Below are 18,131 nucleotides of genomic sequence, written 5' to 3'. Positions count from 1 at the left end.
GTGAGGGCACTTGCACTGGAATCACCGGCAATCCCACCTGCCAGCCCTGCCGCCAGGGTAGAAAGGGTGCTGATAGTTTGCTTCTGCTCCTCCGTTAACTCACTGACTTTGGCACCGTCGCCATAAAGTTGCTTCATCAGTACCTGCGCTGCCAGCTCACCGGAAGCGGCACCTGCCGCACCTGCCAGGGCACTGCCACCACTGGCTTCGGCGGCAACGGCCCCCAAAATCGCATGGGCCAGCGTATTGGTGGCGATATCCACTTTACCGGTTTGCGGGTCGGTGGTCATCTCCTTAATCACCCCGGCCAGATAAGGTGAAGCCCCGCCTGCCAGCGCCTGTTTCAGGTCACCCCCCGCCAGTCCCTGAAGGGCCGCCGTTGTCGCCTGTAACGCTTTCTGGTATTTGCCTCCTGTCCCGAAGCCGGAGTCATTCAGCGCTTGTGTGTAAGCGGCGTCGTAGAGTTGCTTTTTGATGTCATCCTCGGTCGGGTGGCGGTTGCCCGTTTTCGCCAGCTTTTCTTTTGCCGCCACTCTGTCTGATTCACGAATATTGGCGATTTTCTCCTTCGCTGCCTTCGTGGCGATTATCGCCCCTTCCGTACCGGCAATATCCCGCGCCTGCGCACCAATTTCGCCAATCAGTTGCGCCTGTTGCAAACGCTGCTGTTCTTTTTCCCTGTCAAATATCGGACTGAGGACATTAGCGGCGTTATCGGTATCGCCGCTCAGAGTGGCAATATCCTGCGTCTGGTGGTCCTTATCCCGGATAATCACCGCACCCTCACTGACGGCAGCGTGCGTGGTACTTTCATCATGGCCGGCGCTGCTCGCGCCCACCAGAGTATTGGCGGCCAGATTGCTCAGTAATTGACTGCCAACGGGCCCCCCGGTGCTGATACCGGCACTCTGGTGTTCAGTACGGAAGTTCGCTTTGTTTTGAATGTCCTTAAAGCCCAACGTGCCCGTGTCAAGGGTGTTGTGGGTTTTGTCGGCCGTGCTGGCAATCACCGCGCCGTCAAGCTGAGTATGGTCCCCCACGTTCACCTGATAGCCCCCTTTCCCCGCATACAGCCCGGTTTGTTCCTGTACGCTGTCAAAATTGCTGTGGAGTTTGTCGCGGCTGGCGCTGAGGCTGAGAGTCCCGCCCGGTTGCGGACCCACGGTGGCACTGGCTCCGGCACTGGCGTTCTGCTGCTGACTGTCATAGCGGTTGCTGTCTTGTTCGCTACTGAGCGTCAGATGACGTTTCACCTCGGCGGTTATCTGCTCGCCGCTGACCTGAGCGCCTTTTAGCGAGGTGTCCCGGCCACTGTTGAGGGTCACCGTGTTTCCCGCCGCCAGTGTCGTTGAGTTGTGGCTAATACTGTTGCCGCTTTCACGCCCTTTGCCCCGACTGACATTGGCTGAGACATTCAGGCTGGTGCCCCCCGGTCCCGCAGTCAGGCCCACGCCCAGCGAGCTGCCGTGGCGGCTGTTTTTGCCAGTGGTCTGCTCACTGTTCTGACTGGAGGAGAGCTGAATATCCCGGTTAGCATTCAGTTGCAGGTCTTTACCCGCCTGTAACTGGCTGCCCTGAATGTGGATATCCCCGTTCGGGCCTGTGGGGCCTTTGCTCTCCCCGTTAGCGGTTATCGTGAGGTTATCCCCGGCGGTGAGATGGCTACCCTGTTGGGTGGTCTGATGCTGCTGCTGTTCTGAACGGGAAGATTGACGCCCGTAGGACAGGTTAACCCCGGCCAGGTTGTTATTGCCTGTGTCATCACTGCCCTGAGCCTCCGCCAGTCGGCCCGCCTGCACGGCCTGTACCCCACTCAAGGCGGCTTTGGTGTGCTGTAACGCGTTGAGGCGCGGGTCTTCGGTCTGCTGCGCTTCACGGGCCGTTTGCACCGCGCTGTTGACGGCACCTCCCGCCGTGCCACTCAGCGCCACGGTTAAGCCGCTCTGTTTTTGCTCGGTTTTTGTCAAGACCGTGTGATTATTTTCCGCACTGGTGATACTGACGCGCTGACCGCTGAGGGTCATGTTTTTACCTGCCACTACGTCACTGCCGTGAACCCGGAGCTGTTCACCTGCGGTGAGGGTCACATTGCCCTGACTGCTGCCCACGGTACTGCCTTTGGTCAGCTGGCTGTCACTGTCCGTAGTGGTTTTTTGGCTGGCCTTGCCTAATGTGAAGCCGATACCCCCGGTGCCCATCAGGCCCGATTGTTTCTCCTGCCGTAAATGGGTTTCATCGTGCGCTTCGGCTGCGGTGGTGACGGTGAGCTGATGACCAGCGCTCAGGCTGACATCCTGCGTGCCCGCCACATGACTTCCACGGATATGCAGGTCTTTACCGGCCTGGAGAGTCACTTTATCGCCACTGAATGTGGTGCTCAGGGCCTGCCGGTCATGCACTTCGTCGTGGGTTTCCACTGACGACTTCGACAGCCAGCCTTGACTGGCTTGTTTGCTGTGCTCCACTAAGTCGGATGAAGCGGTACCGGTGGTCAGCGTCAGGTTATTTCCGGCCTGCGCCGTCAGTTGCTGACCGGCATTAATCTGAGCTGCGGTGGCCGTCAGGTCATGCCCGGCTTGCAATGTCAGGTCACCGGCGCTGGTTATCTGGCTGCCGATATCGGTCTGTTGGGTCAGATGGCGCGTGTTACCACCGCCCCAGTCGCCGCTTTCTGTGTGTTGCGTGTTTACGGTCTCCAGCGTCAGGTCATGCCCGGCCGTTATCCCGGTGTGACCGTCTTTCCCGGCGTTCTTCACCTCACTGGCGGTTAATTGCACATTGTTGATGGCGCTCAGCGATAAGGTGCCGTTATCGTTCTGCACATAGATGCCCGCAGGGCGGTCCAGCCAACGGTTCGCCTCATCCCCGCGCACGGTTGAGGCACTGGTGATATCGCGGCCTCGCAAGCTCACCCGGTCATCCCCCTGAATCTGGCCGCCCCGGTTGGTAATAGTCTGCTGGGCCGTCAAATCCACTTTGCCGCCGCGAATAAAGCCGCTGTTGGTCAGATTGTTGGCGGTCAGTTGGGTGACGTCACGCCCGCTTATCGTGCCGCTGTTAGTGATATCGCCCTGACTGTTAAGGGCCACAGTATTGCCGGCCAGCAAAGCGCCGTCACTGCTCAGGTCGCCCTGACGGACACGCGCGTAAACCTGCGGCACAGTCACCACCTCGGTCGTGCCATCCGGCAGGGTCACTGTCTGGTTAGTCAGCCAGATAATATCCGAGGTCAGCAGCGCCATTTGGGCTGGACTGAGGGCAACGCCGGGGGTGAGTTGTTGGGCTTTACCGAAAGCCACTCCGGCATCCATCAGCGCTTTAAACTGCGCTTCATCATTGTGGTAACCGGACAGATAACGCTGGCCGGTCAGTTGGGTGATTTGGTCCCGTACCAACCGCTGTTCATAGAATCCGTCGCCTAACCGTTTGTGCACTAACGCCGGGTCATGGGTGAGTTGCTGCTGCATGTAGTCCGAACCCAGCCAGGGTTTATACTGGGTAAATTTCGGGTCGGTCTCCACCAAATAGTGGCTGTCACTGCCCGGTTGCACGGTGTACAGGCTGTTATCCGGTAATCGGGTATCGGGCGTGATAACGCGGATGACCGGGTCAACCGTTTGTCCTTTGACAGTTTCCGGGGGCAACGTCAGTTCAAACGGCTGGCCGGGTGGCAGCACTAAGGGCGCGTTGTTTATCCCGGCAACCGGTTTCACGGCGGTGGGGGCCTGTTGCACTTGCCCGGTCTGGCGATCCGCTATTGGGATACCGGCAGCCTCTGGCCGGGTATGGTCCTGCCAGGCCAGCGTGTTCAGGTCAATCGTTTCTGTCACCGGGCCCCGTTTATAATCGCGCGTATCTTTCCCCTGCGAGGTTTTGGTGCCGCCGAATCGGTGCCAGCGTTTGGTCTTTTTGGCGTACCAGCGGATCCGGCTGCCGGTATCAGTGGTGATACGTTCGCCCTGCGTGGCGATATTGTGCAATTCGCCAATATTGCCCGCCAGCGCCCCGCCGGCGACTATCTGGCTGTCGTGATTGGTGACCTGCGCACTGTTGAGCGTGATATTGCCGCCAGCCAGAATTTTACCGGGGTCACTGTGTTTGACCTGAGTCTCCCTGACGGTGCGGGTGTACTGATATTCGTAAAAGTCATTACTGCGGCTGCCATCCGGCATGATGGCATCGTGCACGCCGTATTTGTTGCGGTGCGACGTATCGACCTGCGACCAGTCGTAACGCGCAGTCTGGCCGCTCAGTACTGCATCGTGATGCGGCGCTTTCTCTGTTTCGACGACCTGGGTGACCAGACCGGCGTTGGTGTTGCGGATCTGGTCAGCCTGGATCTTCAGGTTGTTCCCGGCTTCAATCGTCGCCGCGTGGTTATTGAGTTTATGCGCCTGACCGTTGGCCGCCAGGGTGTTATCCAACTGGCCGCCGATATGCATGTCGCCCACGCTGTAAATCTGGGCATGATGCTGGTTGTTGAGCGTTCCGGTGCCGATATTTAGCCGGTCACGCGCCGCAATCACGGCGGCTTTGCCATCCTGGGCGGTGTTATTCAGGGTGCCCGTCTGGAGGGCGAGCTGGTCCCCGTAAATACGCCCGGTGCCGGTATTATTCAGGGTGTTGGCTGTCAGGTGGGTCAGGTCGCCATCTATCAGCCCGGTGTTGTTTACTGTGTCGTGGACGTTGATTTGCGTTTGTTTAGCGCTGATTTCGCCTGACGCGTTATTGGTGAGATGTTGTGCGTCAAGATGCAGCGCCTGACCGGCTTTTATCTGACGGTCATTGCGAATATGGCCGGTCGTTTTCAGGGTCAGATTGCCATTGGCCGCGGTGTTGCCGGTCTGGTGAAAATCTTCGGTTAAGGTGACCGCCATATCGCCCTGTGATAACAGTTGACCGTCACCACTCAGGGCCCTGGCGCTAATGTCAGCCTGTTTCCCGGCAATCAGGGTGCCCTGTCGATTGAGGATCACCAGATGCGGTTGCTGAGCCTCACTGTTGACCGTGAGCTGTTTGCCCGCAGAGACCAGCCCCTGGGTGTTATTCAACGTCTGGCTGATGTTCGCTTGCAGGTGGTGAGCCGCCCGTAAAGCCCCGCCGGTATTATCTGCCTGTTGGGCGTTTATCGTCAGATTTTGGGCTTCCACGCCGTTATCTGTGTGCGCTGTCTCGCGGTTAATCAGGTGAGCAGTGTTCAGGGTGAGTTGCTGACCCCCTCGAATCAGGCCGCCAGTGTTGTCGGTTTTTTCCTGCACGTTAAGCGTGGTATCGCCCACCGCTTGTACCTGACCGTGACGATTGTCGAGCCGTTGGGTTTTCAGGTTGAGCCTCCCTGCCGACAACAATTTGCCGTCCCGGTTATCGGTCTGCGCCTGTCGGGTGTCGATAGCCAACTGTCCGCCTTGAAGGTGGCCCTGACGATTATCCAGTTGGCCACTGGTGACCGTGGTGGTGCCCTCACTCAGAATACGCCCCTGCTGGTTATCCAGTAGCTGCCCGTCAGTATCCAGCGTCAGGGCGTCTGCGGATTGTAAGGTGCCTTCGCGGTTGGTGAGTTGCCGGCTGTGAATATCCAGTCCGCCATTGCCCGCTATCTGTCCCTGCGTATTGGTGAGCGCGGTGCTGGTCAGGGTGGTTTTGCCGTCCGCCGTGATTATCCCGCCAGTGTTATTGATGTCACCGGTGTGCAAAGTTAAGTGTCTGCCGCTCAATAACTGACCGCCTTTTTGGTCTGTCGTGGCGGCATTGGTGAGCCAGTGACCGTGAGTATCTACGGTCATGTCGCCACCAGACTGTAACAGCCCGGCGGTGTTCTTCAGCTCACCACTGTGTAAGGTTAGGGTGTCCCCGGCTATCACCTGCCCCTCGGTATTGGTGAAGGGATGGCCTGTGGTCTGGCTGTTAATGTTTTGCGCCAGTAACACGCCCTGCGTGTTATCCAGAGTCTGGCTGGTTGTGGTCAGTCGGGTTTTGGCTTCAAGATGACCGTTGGCATTCTGAATGGCTTTGCCAACGGTGAGGAGGGTGCTGTCCCCGGTGGCAACGATGCTACCCTGACGATTATCCAGTTGGCTGGCGCTGAGCTCAAGCGCATTGCCGGCTTCCAGCCGGCCCGACTGATTGTCCAGTGCATCGTTAACCGCCAGTGTCAACGAACCATTTTTAGTCGCGACAAGTTGACCCTGACGATTATTTATCGCCGTGGCATTCAGGTGTAGATTGCCGTTGCTGGCAATCTTACCGCTTTGATTATTCAACGTGTTGACCGTGAGGGACAGGTTATCGGTGCCCGATTGTTGCATGACGCTGCCCTGATGGCTCAGGGTGTCCGCATTGACGGTCATCTGCCCGGCCTGAGTCTCAGCGTGGTTGAGTTGCAGTTCACCGGCCTGTATCGTCAGGGTGCCATTGGTCAGCAGTTTGCCCTGATTGCCCAGCCACCGTTGGGTGTTGAGCGACAGTTTCCCGTTGCCCGCCAGTTGCACCGTGCCTTGAGTATTATCCACCTGATGTGCGGTGAGATGCAGGTCCTCGCCCTGACTGGCGATGTTGCCCTGCTGGTTGTTAAGTGTGTCAGTGGTTATCGTGAGCTGTTTGCCTTGGTTGAACAGGGTACCGCCACCGTTATTCAGGCTGCGCGTGTTAAGCGTCAGTTCACCGGGACCGGTCTGGTTAATTTTTCCCCGTTTGTTAGAGATGTCAGGCGTCGTGAAGTGGATTTCCCGCGCCACTAACTGGCCGCCGTCGTTGTTAAACTGGCCCGGTGTTTTCGCAATAAAACGGCTGGCGTTGACGGTGGCGTGAGCGGTACTGACGCCCGCTTGACCAGCGGTAAGTTGAATCTGTCCGGCTGCGGTCTGGCTGTGGCTCAGGTCAATCTGCTGACTGTGGATAGCCAGCGTATCAGTGGCCAGATTTTTCCCCTTCGCCTGAACCTGCTGCGCGGTCAGGGTTAATGAGCCGGGTAAAGTGGTACGGCCTTTATCATCCAGCCCGGCCGCCCACACACTGCGGTGACCACTGTGTATTGTTCCTGCTCTGGCAGTGATATTGCCCCGCGCCTCAATCCGGCCGCTATTGTCCAGTTGTCCGCCGGATTGCAAGGTCACTGTCGATTGCGACAGGAGTTTGCCCTGATTGTCTATCCCGGCGGTCCCGGTTAATTGCAGCGCATCCCGGCTGCTGATGGTGCCCCGATTTTCAATCCTGCCCTCGGCGGTGATATGCACCTCGCCTGCCGGAACACCGAGGTTACCGGCGTTACGCACCCCCACACCCGCTTCGGTGCCTATCAACCTAATTTTATGGGCATACATGCCGCCCAGTGCCGCCACATCCAACGCAAACGCCGGGGGCTTATTATCAGCCGATTTTTTTTCAATTTGCCGGTGCGCAGCATCCACCCGATTGCGTCCGGTGGTCACGTTCAGGTCTTGCGCATGTAATCTGGCGTTAATCGCCACGGAGCGCGCAATAATATCGGTGTAACTTTGCTGTGTGCTGTCCATGCCGTGCCCGTCAATCCGCACTTCCCCCTGATTGACATCAAAGCCTTTCAACCGGCCCTGTTCCATCAGCGCCTCGCCGGTGGTCAGCGTGGTACGATGCGCGTTGATAAACCCGCAGCCGTTGCAGGTGATCCCGGCGGGGTTAGCGATAATCACCTCCGCTTTGCGGCCAGCCACTTCAACCCAGCCATTGAGGTGACTGGGGTCGCGGCTGTTGACCTCATTGAGGATAATTTTCGCTTCCCCTTTGGCGAGCCAGGGGTTACCGGCCACCATCCCACCGAGTTGCGTCTGAGTGGGGTTAGCGCTGTTATTGAGGATAACGCCTGATTTATCCACATCAAACTGGCGGTAGGTATTGTGCGAAACCCCGTCGGCACCCGGTGTTTGGATATTGACCTGCGGCGTGCCGTTGGCGCTGTGGATAATCGTCGGTTGCTGATGGCCCGGTGCCTGCCCATCCGCCACGATGTTCGCCTGCGCGGTGAGCGAAATGCCGCCAAGGGCTAACAACAGACTGAATCGTAACGCGGTGAGTCGGCAACGACACGCCGGTAGCGATGGGCGACGAGTGCGGCACCCGGTTCGTCCTCGTCCGGCACGCGCTATCTCGGCCACCACCATCCACATCTGGCGGGCCTGATTAAAGATAAGACGATACAACTGCTTGTTCATGACGTTTGCTCCACTCACACGCTACACGCTGGCAGCCTGGTTATTTGAATTAATACTGCCAATACAGGTTGAATCCGGCAGAGACGGGGGAGGTTTGGAAACCGGCGGGTTTGGACAGCGGAACACCAATAAACAGGTCGTAGCTCACCCCTTTCAGGCTGCCTCGCCAGCCCAGGGCACTCCCCGCCAGGTGTTTACCGAGTAAGGCTTCACTGCCCCGGCCGCCCACTTCGCCATAATCCATTGCCAGATACAGCGACTGCCCTTTCTGCGGGGTTTGCCAGTCCAGTTCGTTCCGGCTGTACCAGCCCCGATCTGCGGATAAAGTCAGCTCGCCATCGAAGCCGCGCACGGTCCAGCGACCCCCCAACGAGAATCGATCTTGGGGCGTCAGCGGACTGGCGCTTATCTGGCGCAAATACTGGGTCTGATAAGAAAAGGGCTGAGAAAACAGGGTGAACGGCCCGGAAAGCGTGGCGGAAAACTGCACGATTTTAGACAGGGCGGTCCCTTCATGGCGGTACTCTTCCGGCGCAGGTTGGGCACCGAACCAGCGCATACCGTGTTGGTAAGTGACCCGTGCGTCTAACGTTGCATTGCCCATGTCATGCTGGTGAGAAAGGCCCAATTTCCAGCCCGCCGTTTCCCGGCGCTGAACGTCGATTTCTGTGTTATCAATAAAATTGCGGGACGTCCGACGATAAATTTCACCGTTGAGTCCGGTTTTCTGGTTTGCGTTACGGTGCAGGACCCGGCTGAGCTGGACCGCCAGATTTTGGCTTTTGCCTCGATATTGAATCGCCTGATTCAGCCCGGCTATCGTCTGGGTATAATCGTAATGACTGGCCGTCACACTTGCCAGCCAGTAGCCGAAGGGCAGGGAGTAATAGAGCGTGTCGTTTTGGCTGCCTTTCCCGGCGGACGCATGAATATCGCGCCCACCGGAGAGGTAGAACAGGTCGCTTAACGCCAGCGGATTATCCAGAAAAAAGGTGAATCCGCCTTGATAACGCCCGGTGCTTTTGGAACCGGTATCATCCAGATACGTGGCGACTCGCCAGTGCCGTGACTGACGCCAGTCCAGCACAATATCGCTCTCACCCGGCTGTTCAGCCGGGACAATGTTCATCTCCGCCTGCACGGTCGGGAAACGTTGCAAGTTCTCCAATCCCTGCTCAATAGCCCGTAAATCCAGCAGGTTGCCTTCACGGGCGGGAAAGGGCGTTATCCGCTGGATATATTTCCCGCTGTCCGGGGTATAACGGATATGCCGGATTCTGCCCGGTATCATCACCAGTTTTAAGGTTTGGCTATGCAGATCCTGACGAGGAGCCAGCACCCGGCTGGTGACATAGCCATGATTGATGAGCTGATCTTGCAATTGGGTCATCAGCCAGCGAATGCCTTTATCACCGAGGCAATGGTTTTCGCCCTGTTGAGCGACACGCCTGAACGGCAGCCAATGCGGGAAATTTTCGGTGCCTGCCAGGATGACGCGGGTGATGGGAAAGCAGGGGGTTTCCACTGGGAATGTGGAGGACACCGCTTTTTCGGGCACAGACAGGCGAACCTCCGCAGGGGGTGGTGCCAATTGAGCCTCCAGCGCTTGCTGACGTGCCTGTTGATGGATCAGTTGTTGATCTGCCATGTCTGCGGCCTGACTGCCTAGCATCACGCTACAAAGAACCGCAAACACTAAAATACTGCTTTTCATTGTCTTTCTATCCCGCAATTTCGAAGCAGTATTAACCTTGAATTTTACTTAGCGATCAATGTTTGCGGTTGATAATCAACCCAGCAACTAAAATAGGCTGGGTGGTTAAGATAGCAGCAAAAACAAGGTGTTATAGCATAGGGCAAAAAACAGACCAATGTTATCATTGTGTTGCGAATTGTATAAAAAACAGATTAATATTAATCATTTAATAACCAACACTAATAATTTCAAAATAATTTCATTTTTTGTTTTAATTATGTGACTTATATCACATTTTTTATTTTAATTTCAGAATGAAACTACATTGAAATGTGACATTTATCGTTGATTAGTGATTGGGTATTACCTTTTATGATTAGGTTATGCGATGACTTTTAGCTCAGTTGGCAGAACAGGCACTGTGTTATTGCGGATTGGGAGATAACCATCAGGCAGCAGGTGTGCGTAATTCATTCACAGATTGGAAAAAATCATGAATCTCTAAGGAGACAATGATCCCGGGTGCGGATTTATCTATGCCGGTCTGGCTTTTTGTCACCTGTTCAACCTGTCATTGTGTTCACTTTTTGAAGAGCATAAATGATGATTCTATACAGTATGAAAAGCTTTCTTGACGTTGAGATGGACCTTGATTAATTTAAGGCAGTATTCGTTGTCGCGTAAGCGATCGTTAATGTTCCCGCAGTCTGAGAGGAACGCCTTCGGGTGACTGATTTCAATGCCATTGTAGCCTGAGAGGTGGCGTCTTCGGACGGTAAATCCGTTTATCCTTTGAAAACGGGTATCACTAGCAACAGTGATGAAGGTGCAATTTCACAGACACTTTTCTGACTTGTCAGTATCATCAGACAACAACCTGCGGGTTGATTTTGCTTTCTACGATTGGCTTGCCTGGGTGGTTTCGTTCAGCAGTCTGGATGACTGTTGCCAGATGTGGCACGTTATTGGCTATTTTGCGGACAACGCATTGGGTCCAGAAGAAACGGGCAGCGTCACTTGTTGGCGTGATAACGAAAACCAAGTGACGCTGCCCGCGTCCAACCTGCCAAACCCCGTAATACAAGCTTTCCCCGTATCTTCTACCTTCTGACCAATACGTAGTACCCCGGTCGGCGGGTTTTAAGATCGCTATTTACCTTAACGTCTTGCGTGAAAAACAATCATGTTGACGTTTTATATTCAGAAGAAGGAGAACAATCGACTCGATATCGATGGCGACGTCAGTGAAAACTGGCGTTGGAGGTAGTCTGACAACAGTCAGGACGGTGTAAACCGCGAATAGCTCGGAGAGCTGGGGTGCCTCGTAAGAACTCAACATTTCGCCACCCCGATGCACAGATATCAGTCGAGCCGCAGGAAGTGCAAATCAAACCGTGCCGTTGGGGTTGAGAGATGACATTCAGAATACCGTTTTGTATTGCTTGCATTCGTCAGGTTGCAGGCGGTGGTGTCGTGTGGGTTAAAAAGGAAATCGTTTGCATGTCAAAGTTGAGTAAACAGTTAGTGACATTGGCCCGTCAGGCTGGCGGCAGTTTTAAAACCGTTTCAGACAGAATGAAAATAGCCAAACGTCTGGCGGAAAGTATGGTGATATTAAATATTCAAATCCGTGATATTAAGAATATGAAAATGAATCATATTGAAAAATATATCGATAGCCGACAGTCAGAGAATATTTCAAAGCGAACGTTACAAAATGAGATGGCGGCTGTTCGGGCGATATTCGCTATGGCGGGAAGATCTCAATTAGCTAACCCTCATCACGAACGGTTAAGTAATCATGCGCTCGGATTATCTGGCACCAGCCGGGCGGGGACTAAGATGGCGATTTCGGATGAGCGTTATCACACGACGCTTGTTTTGGTCCGGGGGAAAGATGAAGGGGTGGCTGCGGCTATGCAGCTTTCTCGTTATCTGGGACTGCGAACGGAAGAAGCGGTTCAGGCGGCAAAGTCATTAAGAACGTGGGAAAAAGCCTTATTGCGTGGAGATGAAAGCGTGAGGGTGGTGTTTGGTACAAAAGGAGGACGTCCCCGTGATACGACGGTGGTTGATCGGGATAAAGTGATCCAGGCAGTCAGGACGGCAATAAAGTATGCCAATAAAAATCAGGGGCGTTTGATTGATAAGCCGAATTTACATTCGGCTATTGATCGTTACCGGAATATCGTCAGGGAAGCGGGGTTAACCGGAAAGTCTTCACCACACAGTTTGCGTTATGCTTATGCTGTTGAGGCCATAAATTATCATTTGTCGAAAGGGTTCAGTCGAAAAGAAGCGGCAGCGATGGTGTCAATGGATTTAGGGCATGGGGATGGACGCGGGCATTATGTTGCCCGTGTGTATAATAGACAGGGTGGCCATGATTAATCTGTTTTTGGATTTAGCTTGAATAAGAAAAGTATTCTGTTTAGCATAGATTGGCTTATTTGTTGTTTTTGAACAACTGTCAATGTTCTTGCAGTTTGAGAGGAACGCTTTCGGGTGACTGCTCTTAATGTCAGGGGGTCTGAGACTGACGCTTTCGAGTGACCTGTAATGCCACTGTAGCCTGCAAAGTGGTGCCTTTGGGCGGTACACCCGTTTATCCTTTGAAAACGGGTATCACTCATCAGTGATGAAGGTGCAATTTTACTGACCCAGTGGAGGCGTTTAGTTTCCCGATGGGTGACAATCTTCCGCAGTAATCAGGAGGATTGCTAATAGGAAATATAAAACGCGGCTTTGAAACTCACGAGTCTGCCCGTACAAGCGAACCATGTATAGGAAACCTGTTTGACCCTGTTGACAGCAGTGATGATGATTGCTGTGGTGACTGGCGTCATGAGATTTTCTACCTGCCGGATAAGCGGTTAATACCGTGATACCCATTCTGACTACCACCCTGACGGGGAAGACTTTTCCCTGATACAGGGAGAGTGTTCCTCGTTTTTTTCATTCGAGGAAATATTATGCAAACTTTATCGTTATCAACGGAAATATCGGTGAAATCTGTCCGGTTTGAAGAACTGTTTTCGGCACAAAGCTGGCTTGAGGCGTTGTTAAAGAAAATGTTTTTTCGCCGGGCCATTCGGTTATGTCCCGGGTATCAGGGCGATTTCTGGGAGGGCCGTGTTTTGTCAAATGGCATTTTTTATGCCGTTCCGACGTTTCAACAACAATACCGTGTGTTTGTTGAGGATAATGGTTTTGAGGGGATCATGTCAGCGGAGGCTTTTGGCATCACGGTGACGCTGTTCTCTCTGTATGAACTGGCCGATTTCAGTGAGCAGGACGACGATATTAAAGCCTTTCATGCTTTGTATGGTTATGCTCGTGGGCATTCAGAAGCTGAAAAAATACTCGCGGCTATTGATTAAATATTATCTGCTTATTCGAACTGAATTTTTATTTAACCCAAGTGAGGCGTGTTTCCCGGGTTGGCGATAACAGGGCCAGTTCCCGTATCTTAAAGGCGTCCTGATAAGGATTGACCTGACGGATTGATTCACTTTGCATGATGTTCTTGACGGACATCTTTTTTCACTTCCCGGGGCTTGTCCCGGTTAAGGGCGGGTTTCCGGTAACAGGAGCTGTTAATGCCTGCTTTTCATTCACCTTCTGATCCGACAATCCTGCCGGCTTCAGAGACATTAACCCCGAAACAATGCTCACTTATCCGCGATTTGATCCGTGATGAGTGTGACTACCAAGATCGTGACGCACTCCTTAAACTTTTGGGCATGATAACGCTGTTCAAAGTTGCGGGGATCCTGACGTTAGGTGTGCTGTTGCTGGTTTTCTGGTTGTTATGGGGATAAAGGAGACGAACGATGTTAATGATCTTTGTCACAATACTTTGGGGCGTGATTCGCTGGATTTCGCTGTCGTTTTACCATGCGCTGTCCTGGTTGTTACGGCGAAGACCGGTGAGATTACCGGCAGCTCATGTGCAAAGACACACGGTGTATGCCGGTAAATGGCAACTCTCTGACGACGCCAAGTCGTGCGGGAGACCGGTGGTGGTGAGAGATATGCACAGCTACAAACCGGGTGTCGAGTTGCTGTATTTCGGTGAGGAGAAGCCGGAACCATTCTATTGCGATCAGTATCTTATTGATGAGATGGAAGCGGTGGATTCGGCACAACAGATGCTCACGCGTCTGTTGAGACAGCGTAGTTTGTCAGCTGCTTATGATGAAGCCGCATGATGGACAATGAGACGTTGGCTGCCATTACCCGGACGGTGATGCCAGCCGTAGCGATTGAAGAGCCAGTCTGGCTGCGGGTGGTGAGTTATCCGTCTGCGCCGGAATATGAAACAGAGCGGTTTCACCAACTGATTTATCAGGCATTCAAAGCCTGGTCCGCAGCAAAGCCGGGAACGTGTGAGGTGACGTTTGGTTTTTTCTGTTTGCCGCATAACGGCGACATGAACGTCCCTTTGTGGCAAGCCTTACGGTTTAAGCATGAACCTGACCGGCTGCTGATTGCATTGGACGCCTAATTTATTGATCACCCTGACGGGGAAACCCGTGAGGGTTAACGCCGTCAGTCATTTTTTTACAACAGGAGTTAACCCTATGAGTACCATGACGACGAAAGAACACAGTCGGGAACCGTCCCAGCCCCTGTCAATGCAGGCGCTGGCTGAGCCGGAGATATTCAGAAAAACCCGTAGCCGGTTTAATCAGTGGTTACAGGCGCAATTCGACAATCACTATCACACACTGCGAAATCACGGTTACCGCTGTTTTCTGGCTCGTCATCATCCGACCGAGCTTGAACGTTACGATGAGGCCTGTGAAGCCTTACGGCGTGAGGAATTTCACCGGTTCAGTGAGTTGCAGACGCTGGGGTTGTTCCTGTATCAACAGGTGCAGCTAAAGGAGAAAAAACTCAGGCAGCGTCGTCGCGGGCTGTTGACCGGGATAGCATTAACGTCGCTGGTGACAGGCGTGTGTTTGATGCTTCACGCTTACGCGGTTGACTTGTCAGCAGTTTATCACTGGCTGGCTGCGTTACCGGCCAAAATAGCGCATTATTTCATGCGCTAATTATTTATCCCCCGGGGAGAGACGACTCCCTGTGGAAGGGTCTCTTCCTTAATTTTAGACAGGAAAAATGATGACCCTTTCTTACCTACCGGATGATATCTGCCGGTTAATCACCCGACGTCTTACCGACAGCCTGGAAAGTGGATGGGCACCCTGGCAAGCGGCCAGTGAGTACGGTTTGCCGCAGCAGGCACTGACCGGACAACCGTTTAGCGGTATCAATGTGCTGTTGCTCTGGCAAACTATGTTGCAGCGGCAGTTGATATCTAACCGCTGGTTAACCGGTGATGAGTTAAGAGCGTTAGGCGGATGGGTGGTCAACGGTGAAAAACCGACAACCATCGTCCGTTACCGGCCTTCAATGTCGCTGATACGTGTCATTAATTTGGAACAATGTGAAGGACTGCCGACAGAACTTCAACCCGGTTTTCCTTTACCTCCGCGTCCGGCTCCCGGTTTTACCGCTGTTCAGCAACTGATGACGGCCAGTGGGATCCCGGTGGTTCATCGGTCGGGCATCGTGCCCGTTTACCGACCATTTCATGACCGTATTGAGCTGCCTGTCCGGCGGGACTACGTTGAAGATTCACAATACTGGCATGATTTGTTGCATCAACTGGTTTATGCCACTGGCCATCCGTCCCGGTTAAACCGCTTTGGCCTGACAACCCAAAGTGAGTTAGATGAAGCTCGGGAACAAGGGGTGACAGCCTTGGGCACGGCGTTTGTGGCGGCATTAACCGGTGTGCGGGGTAACCCGGTCTATCCTGATAATACAGTACATTGGGAACACGCTTTGGGTTCAGATCCGTGGTGGTTATTTCAGGTGGCTAATGATGCCCGCCGTGCTATGGATTATTTGCAAGACCGCAGACAGCAGTTACCGACCCAGGTGGCATTGTGGCAGCAGATGGCGACCGTGTTGCTCAGTGAGCACTATGGTCTGCTGCTGAATGGCACCATGCTGGAATATGATGAGGTGGTTCAGCGCCATATTAATCAGGGTATCACCCCGCTGATGGCTGTCCGTGCTTTAGCCCGAATATATCACTGGGAACGGCATAACCAGCCAGAAGGAAGGTTGTTTCCGGAAGAGTTGGGGCCGGCCAGCGAGGCACTGGCGTTATTCGCCAGCCAGCCATCGTATCTGAACTATGCTCAGATCCCGGTGACAGAACTGGCTGATACCGGTGAACCGGACAGATCATCACATTCTGAATGGTTGTTGTTACCGCCGGTGGCGTCTGACTGTGGCTGTGAGGATGAAAATAATGATCCGCCTGACGATAATGTGGTGGTGCTACCTTTGGCGGCGACTTACCGGGAACCGAATCCACATCAGCAGGCGTTTATCAGACTGTTTAATCAGATTGCACCCCATGAAAATCGCTGGCAGGTGTTCTGTGATTTTGTGCATATGTCAGCCTGTTCATTGTATAACGCGCTGTTGCAAAATGAGGAATTTGAAGCGGATTATATGCAGCGGGTGAAACGTTATTCCCGTGAAGATGCCTTCCGGCTGAGTCGTTTGCTGAGTGAAGTTATCATGGGGCTGGAGTATGCAGTCGGTGATTTTCTGGGGGCTATTTTCATGGCGCTGGAATTAGGTAATGACCAGGCTGGTCAGTATTTTACGCCGTTTCCGGTCAGCCATATGATGGCCAAAATGCGACTTGCTGAGGGTTTACCGATGCTGGCGTCCGGGGAGCGTGAATACATCACGGTGTCTGACCCGGCTTGTGGTGCCGGCGGGATGATTATTGCGATGCATCAGGCCCTGCTGGAAGCGGGGTTTAATCCTCAGCAACAGATGCTGGCGTTTTGTGTCGATATCGACCCGGTGGCGGTGATGATGACATATATCCAACTGTCGTTGCTGGGTGTCCCGGCCGTGGTCACGGTGGGCGATTCACTCACGAATGCCATGTCTCAACAAATGGTGACGCCAATGTACCATTTAGGCTTCTGGCAGTTCAAACGTCAGCGTCAGGAAGCTGAAGACGAAATAGCGATGTGCAAGGCTGGCTGACACACCGCTTTAATTCAAGTCACCATTGGGTGGCGTCACATTAACCCGATAGGGGATATCCCCTACAGGGGGAACCCCGTCAATCACGAGATTTCCCTGATGTCTTTATTACGTTTTTATATCCGCCATCAATTCGCAGAACGAATGGGGCTGGCGCTGGATGACGATGCTATTTTCTGTCTGTTTCATGAGAGCCAGGGAGACTACGTCAATACCCATGTAAAGTTTACCAAAGCGTTGCTTTTGCCCGTCATGACTCATCTTTTGGACAGTTTGTCTGAGGATCCGGCAAACCGGGCCAGATGCAGAAATAGTGAACGTATCCTGACGTTATGGATACGGGGAATGGATGCGATAGCGCATGTTTATCAGGATCCGATGCTGATGCCTTATACCCATCCGGACAGCAGTGGTCGTGTGGATATCCTTATCCGGCCGGATACAACCGTGTTGCTGAATCTAACGGCGGAGCAGTTTTTGCGTCTGACGGCGCAGGACAACCGGCCGGAAGAGGAGCAAATGGGGCTGGAGCAATTCAGCAAAACACAACAGTACTGGACACGTTTTATGGACTATTTGGATAAGCAGTTGACAGAAACGTGTCTGTATTGTTTTGAACGGTTGGGTCAATTTCTGCGTCACTTACAGGTTGAACCCCGTTTAATACGGCGTTTTTCCTTCGCCATCGGTTACATCGATGTATTAATGGGGCCACAGGATTTGCACAATATTGAGGCAGAGGAATTTGAGTCAGGGTATCTCGAAGACTATATCGATGCGGTCTCTGATGGACTGATGACACCCGTCCAGTTTCGGGTTGATGTGGTATACAAAAATGATCGTGTGATAGAGAGTTTTCGATCAGATATCGACATTGAAGATGTTAACAACCCAACACTCAGAGATTATCGGGAGGTGGTGGATGAGGCAATCACCTGGGTACATGAGCAGTTTGTGCTGAAAACCCGTTCAGTGAGCATGGCTACGCCGGTACAGCGGTTGGCAGCATAACTAAAATAACCCATTGGGGGAAATGTTCCCTCAATGGGGACGTTTCTCCTCAGGAGAACGACGATGTTACTTTTTAAGGCGAAAGACCTGAAACCTGTGTTACGGGAAGCGATAGCCCATCAGTGTGACGTGTTGCTGGTCAAGGATCAGGG

At 53.4% G+C, this 18,131-nt stretch carries 13 protein-coding genes; 9 read left to right on the top strand and 4 right to left on the bottom strand.

Features of this window, described 5'->3' with window-relative positions; all coding sequences use genetic code 11:
- From ACGF7G_RS20450 to ACGF7G_RS20440, 3 genes are all read right to left on the bottom strand, one after another.
- On the bottom strand, window positions 1-8,186 hold an 8,186-nt coding region (locus tag ACGF7G_RS20450; protein ID WP_387467974.1), incomplete at its 3' end, for a hemagglutinin repeat-containing protein.
- Window positions 8,187-8,235: 49 nt separating this feature from the next.
- On the bottom strand, window positions 8,236-9,900 hold the full coding sequence (locus tag ACGF7G_RS20445; protein ID WP_387467973.1) for a ShlB/FhaC/HecB family hemolysin secretion/activation protein: 1,665 nt from the start codon (window positions 9,898-9,900) through the stop codon (window positions 8,236-8,238).
- Window positions 9,901-10,747: 847 nt separating this feature from the next.
- Window positions 10,748-10,966, bottom strand: coding sequence for a hypothetical protein (locus tag ACGF7G_RS20440; protein ID WP_387467971.1), 219 nt, complete (start codon window positions 10,964-10,966; stop codon window positions 10,748-10,750).
- Window positions 10,967-11,382: 416 nt separating this feature from the next.
- Between ACGF7G_RS20440 and ACGF7G_RS20435 the strand changes: the two genes are divergently transcribed.
- From ACGF7G_RS20435 to ACGF7G_RS20425, 3 genes are all read left to right on the top strand, one after another.
- Entirely contained in the window at window positions 11,383-12,273 is an 891-nt protein-coding gene (locus tag ACGF7G_RS20435) for an integrase domain-containing protein (protein WP_387467976.1), read from the top strand.
- 326 nt (window positions 12,274-12,599) lie between these two features.
- Complete coding sequence (locus tag ACGF7G_RS20430; protein ID WP_387467969.1) at window positions 12,600-12,767, top strand: hypothetical protein; 168 nt, start codon at window positions 12,600-12,602, stop codon at window positions 12,765-12,767.
- Between the two features lie 87 nt (window positions 12,768-12,854).
- Window positions 12,855-13,262 (top strand): antirestriction protein, encoded by a 408-nt coding sequence (locus ACGF7G_RS20425; RefSeq protein WP_387467967.1) that lies wholly within the window; start codon window positions 12,855-12,857, stop codon window positions 13,260-13,262.
- 28 nt (window positions 13,263-13,290) lie between these two features.
- Here ACGF7G_RS20425 and ACGF7G_RS20420 read toward each other — a convergent pair whose 3' ends face one another.
- On the bottom strand, window positions 13,291-13,419 hold the full coding sequence (locus ACGF7G_RS20420) for a hypothetical protein (protein WP_387467965.1): 129 nt from the start codon (window positions 13,417-13,419) through the stop codon (window positions 13,291-13,293).
- Between the two features lie 62 nt (window positions 13,420-13,481).
- On the opposite strand from ACGF7G_RS20420, the gene ACGF7G_RS20415 reads away from it, so the two are divergent.
- The 6 genes from ACGF7G_RS20415 to ACGF7G_RS20390 all read left to right on the top strand — a co-directional run bounded on the left by ACGF7G_RS20415 (window position 13,482) and on the right by ACGF7G_RS20390 (window position 17,979).
- Window positions 13,482-13,703 carry a hypothetical protein gene (locus tag ACGF7G_RS20415; RefSeq protein ID WP_387467963.1) on the top strand — a complete coding sequence of 74 codons (222 nt, stop codon included), beginning with the start codon at window positions 13,482-13,484 and terminating at the stop codon, window positions 13,701-13,703.
- A 108-nt stretch (window positions 13,704-13,811) separates the two neighbouring features.
- A complete protein-coding gene (locus tag ACGF7G_RS20410) occupies window positions 13,812-14,093 on the top strand; it encodes a hypothetical protein (protein ID WP_387467961.1) in 282 nt (93 codons plus the stop codon).
- A complete protein-coding gene (locus tag ACGF7G_RS20405; RefSeq protein WP_242688741.1) occupies window positions 14,090-14,389 on the top strand; it encodes a hypothetical protein in 300 nt (99 codons plus the stop codon). The genes ACGF7G_RS20410 and ACGF7G_RS20405 overlap by 4 nt, the downstream gene beginning before the upstream one ends.
- A gap of 76 nt (window positions 14,390-14,465) precedes the next feature.
- A complete protein-coding gene (locus ACGF7G_RS20400) occupies window positions 14,466-14,939 on the top strand; it encodes a hypothetical protein (protein WP_387467959.1) in 474 nt (157 codons plus the stop codon).
- A gap of 70 nt (window positions 14,940-15,009) precedes the next feature.
- The gene (locus tag ACGF7G_RS20395) at window positions 15,010-16,968 is read left to right on the top strand and encodes an ArdC-like ssDNA-binding domain-containing protein (protein ID WP_387467957.1); all 1,959 of its coding nucleotides are present in this window, start codon (window positions 15,010-15,012) and stop codon (window positions 16,966-16,968) included.
- A gap of 99 nt (window positions 16,969-17,067) precedes the next feature.
- Window positions 17,068-17,979 (top strand): hypothetical protein, encoded by a 912-nt coding sequence (locus tag ACGF7G_RS20390; RefSeq protein ID WP_387467955.1) that lies wholly within the window; start codon window positions 17,068-17,070, stop codon window positions 17,977-17,979.
- Window positions 17,980-18,131 lie beyond the last annotated feature (152 nt).

Source organism: Photorhabdus sp. RM323S, from assembly GCF_042879375.1.
GTDB classification, from domain to species: domain Bacteria; phylum Pseudomonadota; class Gammaproteobacteria; order Enterobacterales; family Enterobacteriaceae; genus Photorhabdus; species Photorhabdus tasmaniensis.
This window is presented reverse-complemented; position numbering and strand designations above follow the sequence as displayed.

Excerpts from the sequence above, each read along its gene's own strand:
- ACGF7G_RS20445 (WP_387467973.1), bottom strand. The coding sequence starts at position 9,900 with ATGAAAAGCAGTATTTTAGTGTTTGCGGTTCTTTGTAGCGTGATGCTA.
- ACGF7G_RS20435 (WP_387467976.1), top strand. The coding sequence starts at position 11,383 with ATGTCAAAGTTGAGTAAACAGTTAGTGACATTGGCCCGTCAGGCTGGC.
- ACGF7G_RS20425 (WP_387467967.1), top strand. The coding sequence starts at position 12,855 with ATGCAAACTTTATCGTTATCAACGGAAATATCGGTGAAATCTGTCCGG.
- ACGF7G_RS20420 (WP_387467965.1), bottom strand. The coding sequence starts at position 13,419 with ATGTCCGTCAAGAACATCATGCAAAGTGAATCAATCCGTCAGGTCAAT.
- ACGF7G_RS20415 (WP_387467963.1), top strand. The coding sequence starts at position 13,482 with ATGCCTGCTTTTCATTCACCTTCTGATCCGACAATCCTGCCGGCTTCA.
- ACGF7G_RS20405 (WP_242688741.1), top strand. The coding sequence starts at position 14,090 with ATGATGGACAATGAGACGTTGGCTGCCATTACCCGGACGGTGATGCCA.
- ACGF7G_RS20400 (WP_387467959.1), top strand. The coding sequence starts at position 14,466 with ATGAGTACCATGACGACGAAAGAACACAGTCGGGAACCGTCCCAGCCC.
- ACGF7G_RS20395 (WP_387467957.1), top strand. The coding sequence starts at position 15,010 with ATGACCCTTTCTTACCTACCGGATGATATCTGCCGGTTAATCACCCGA.
- ACGF7G_RS20390 (WP_387467955.1), top strand. The coding sequence starts at position 17,068 with ATGTCTTTATTACGTTTTTATATCCGCCATCAATTCGCAGAACGAATG.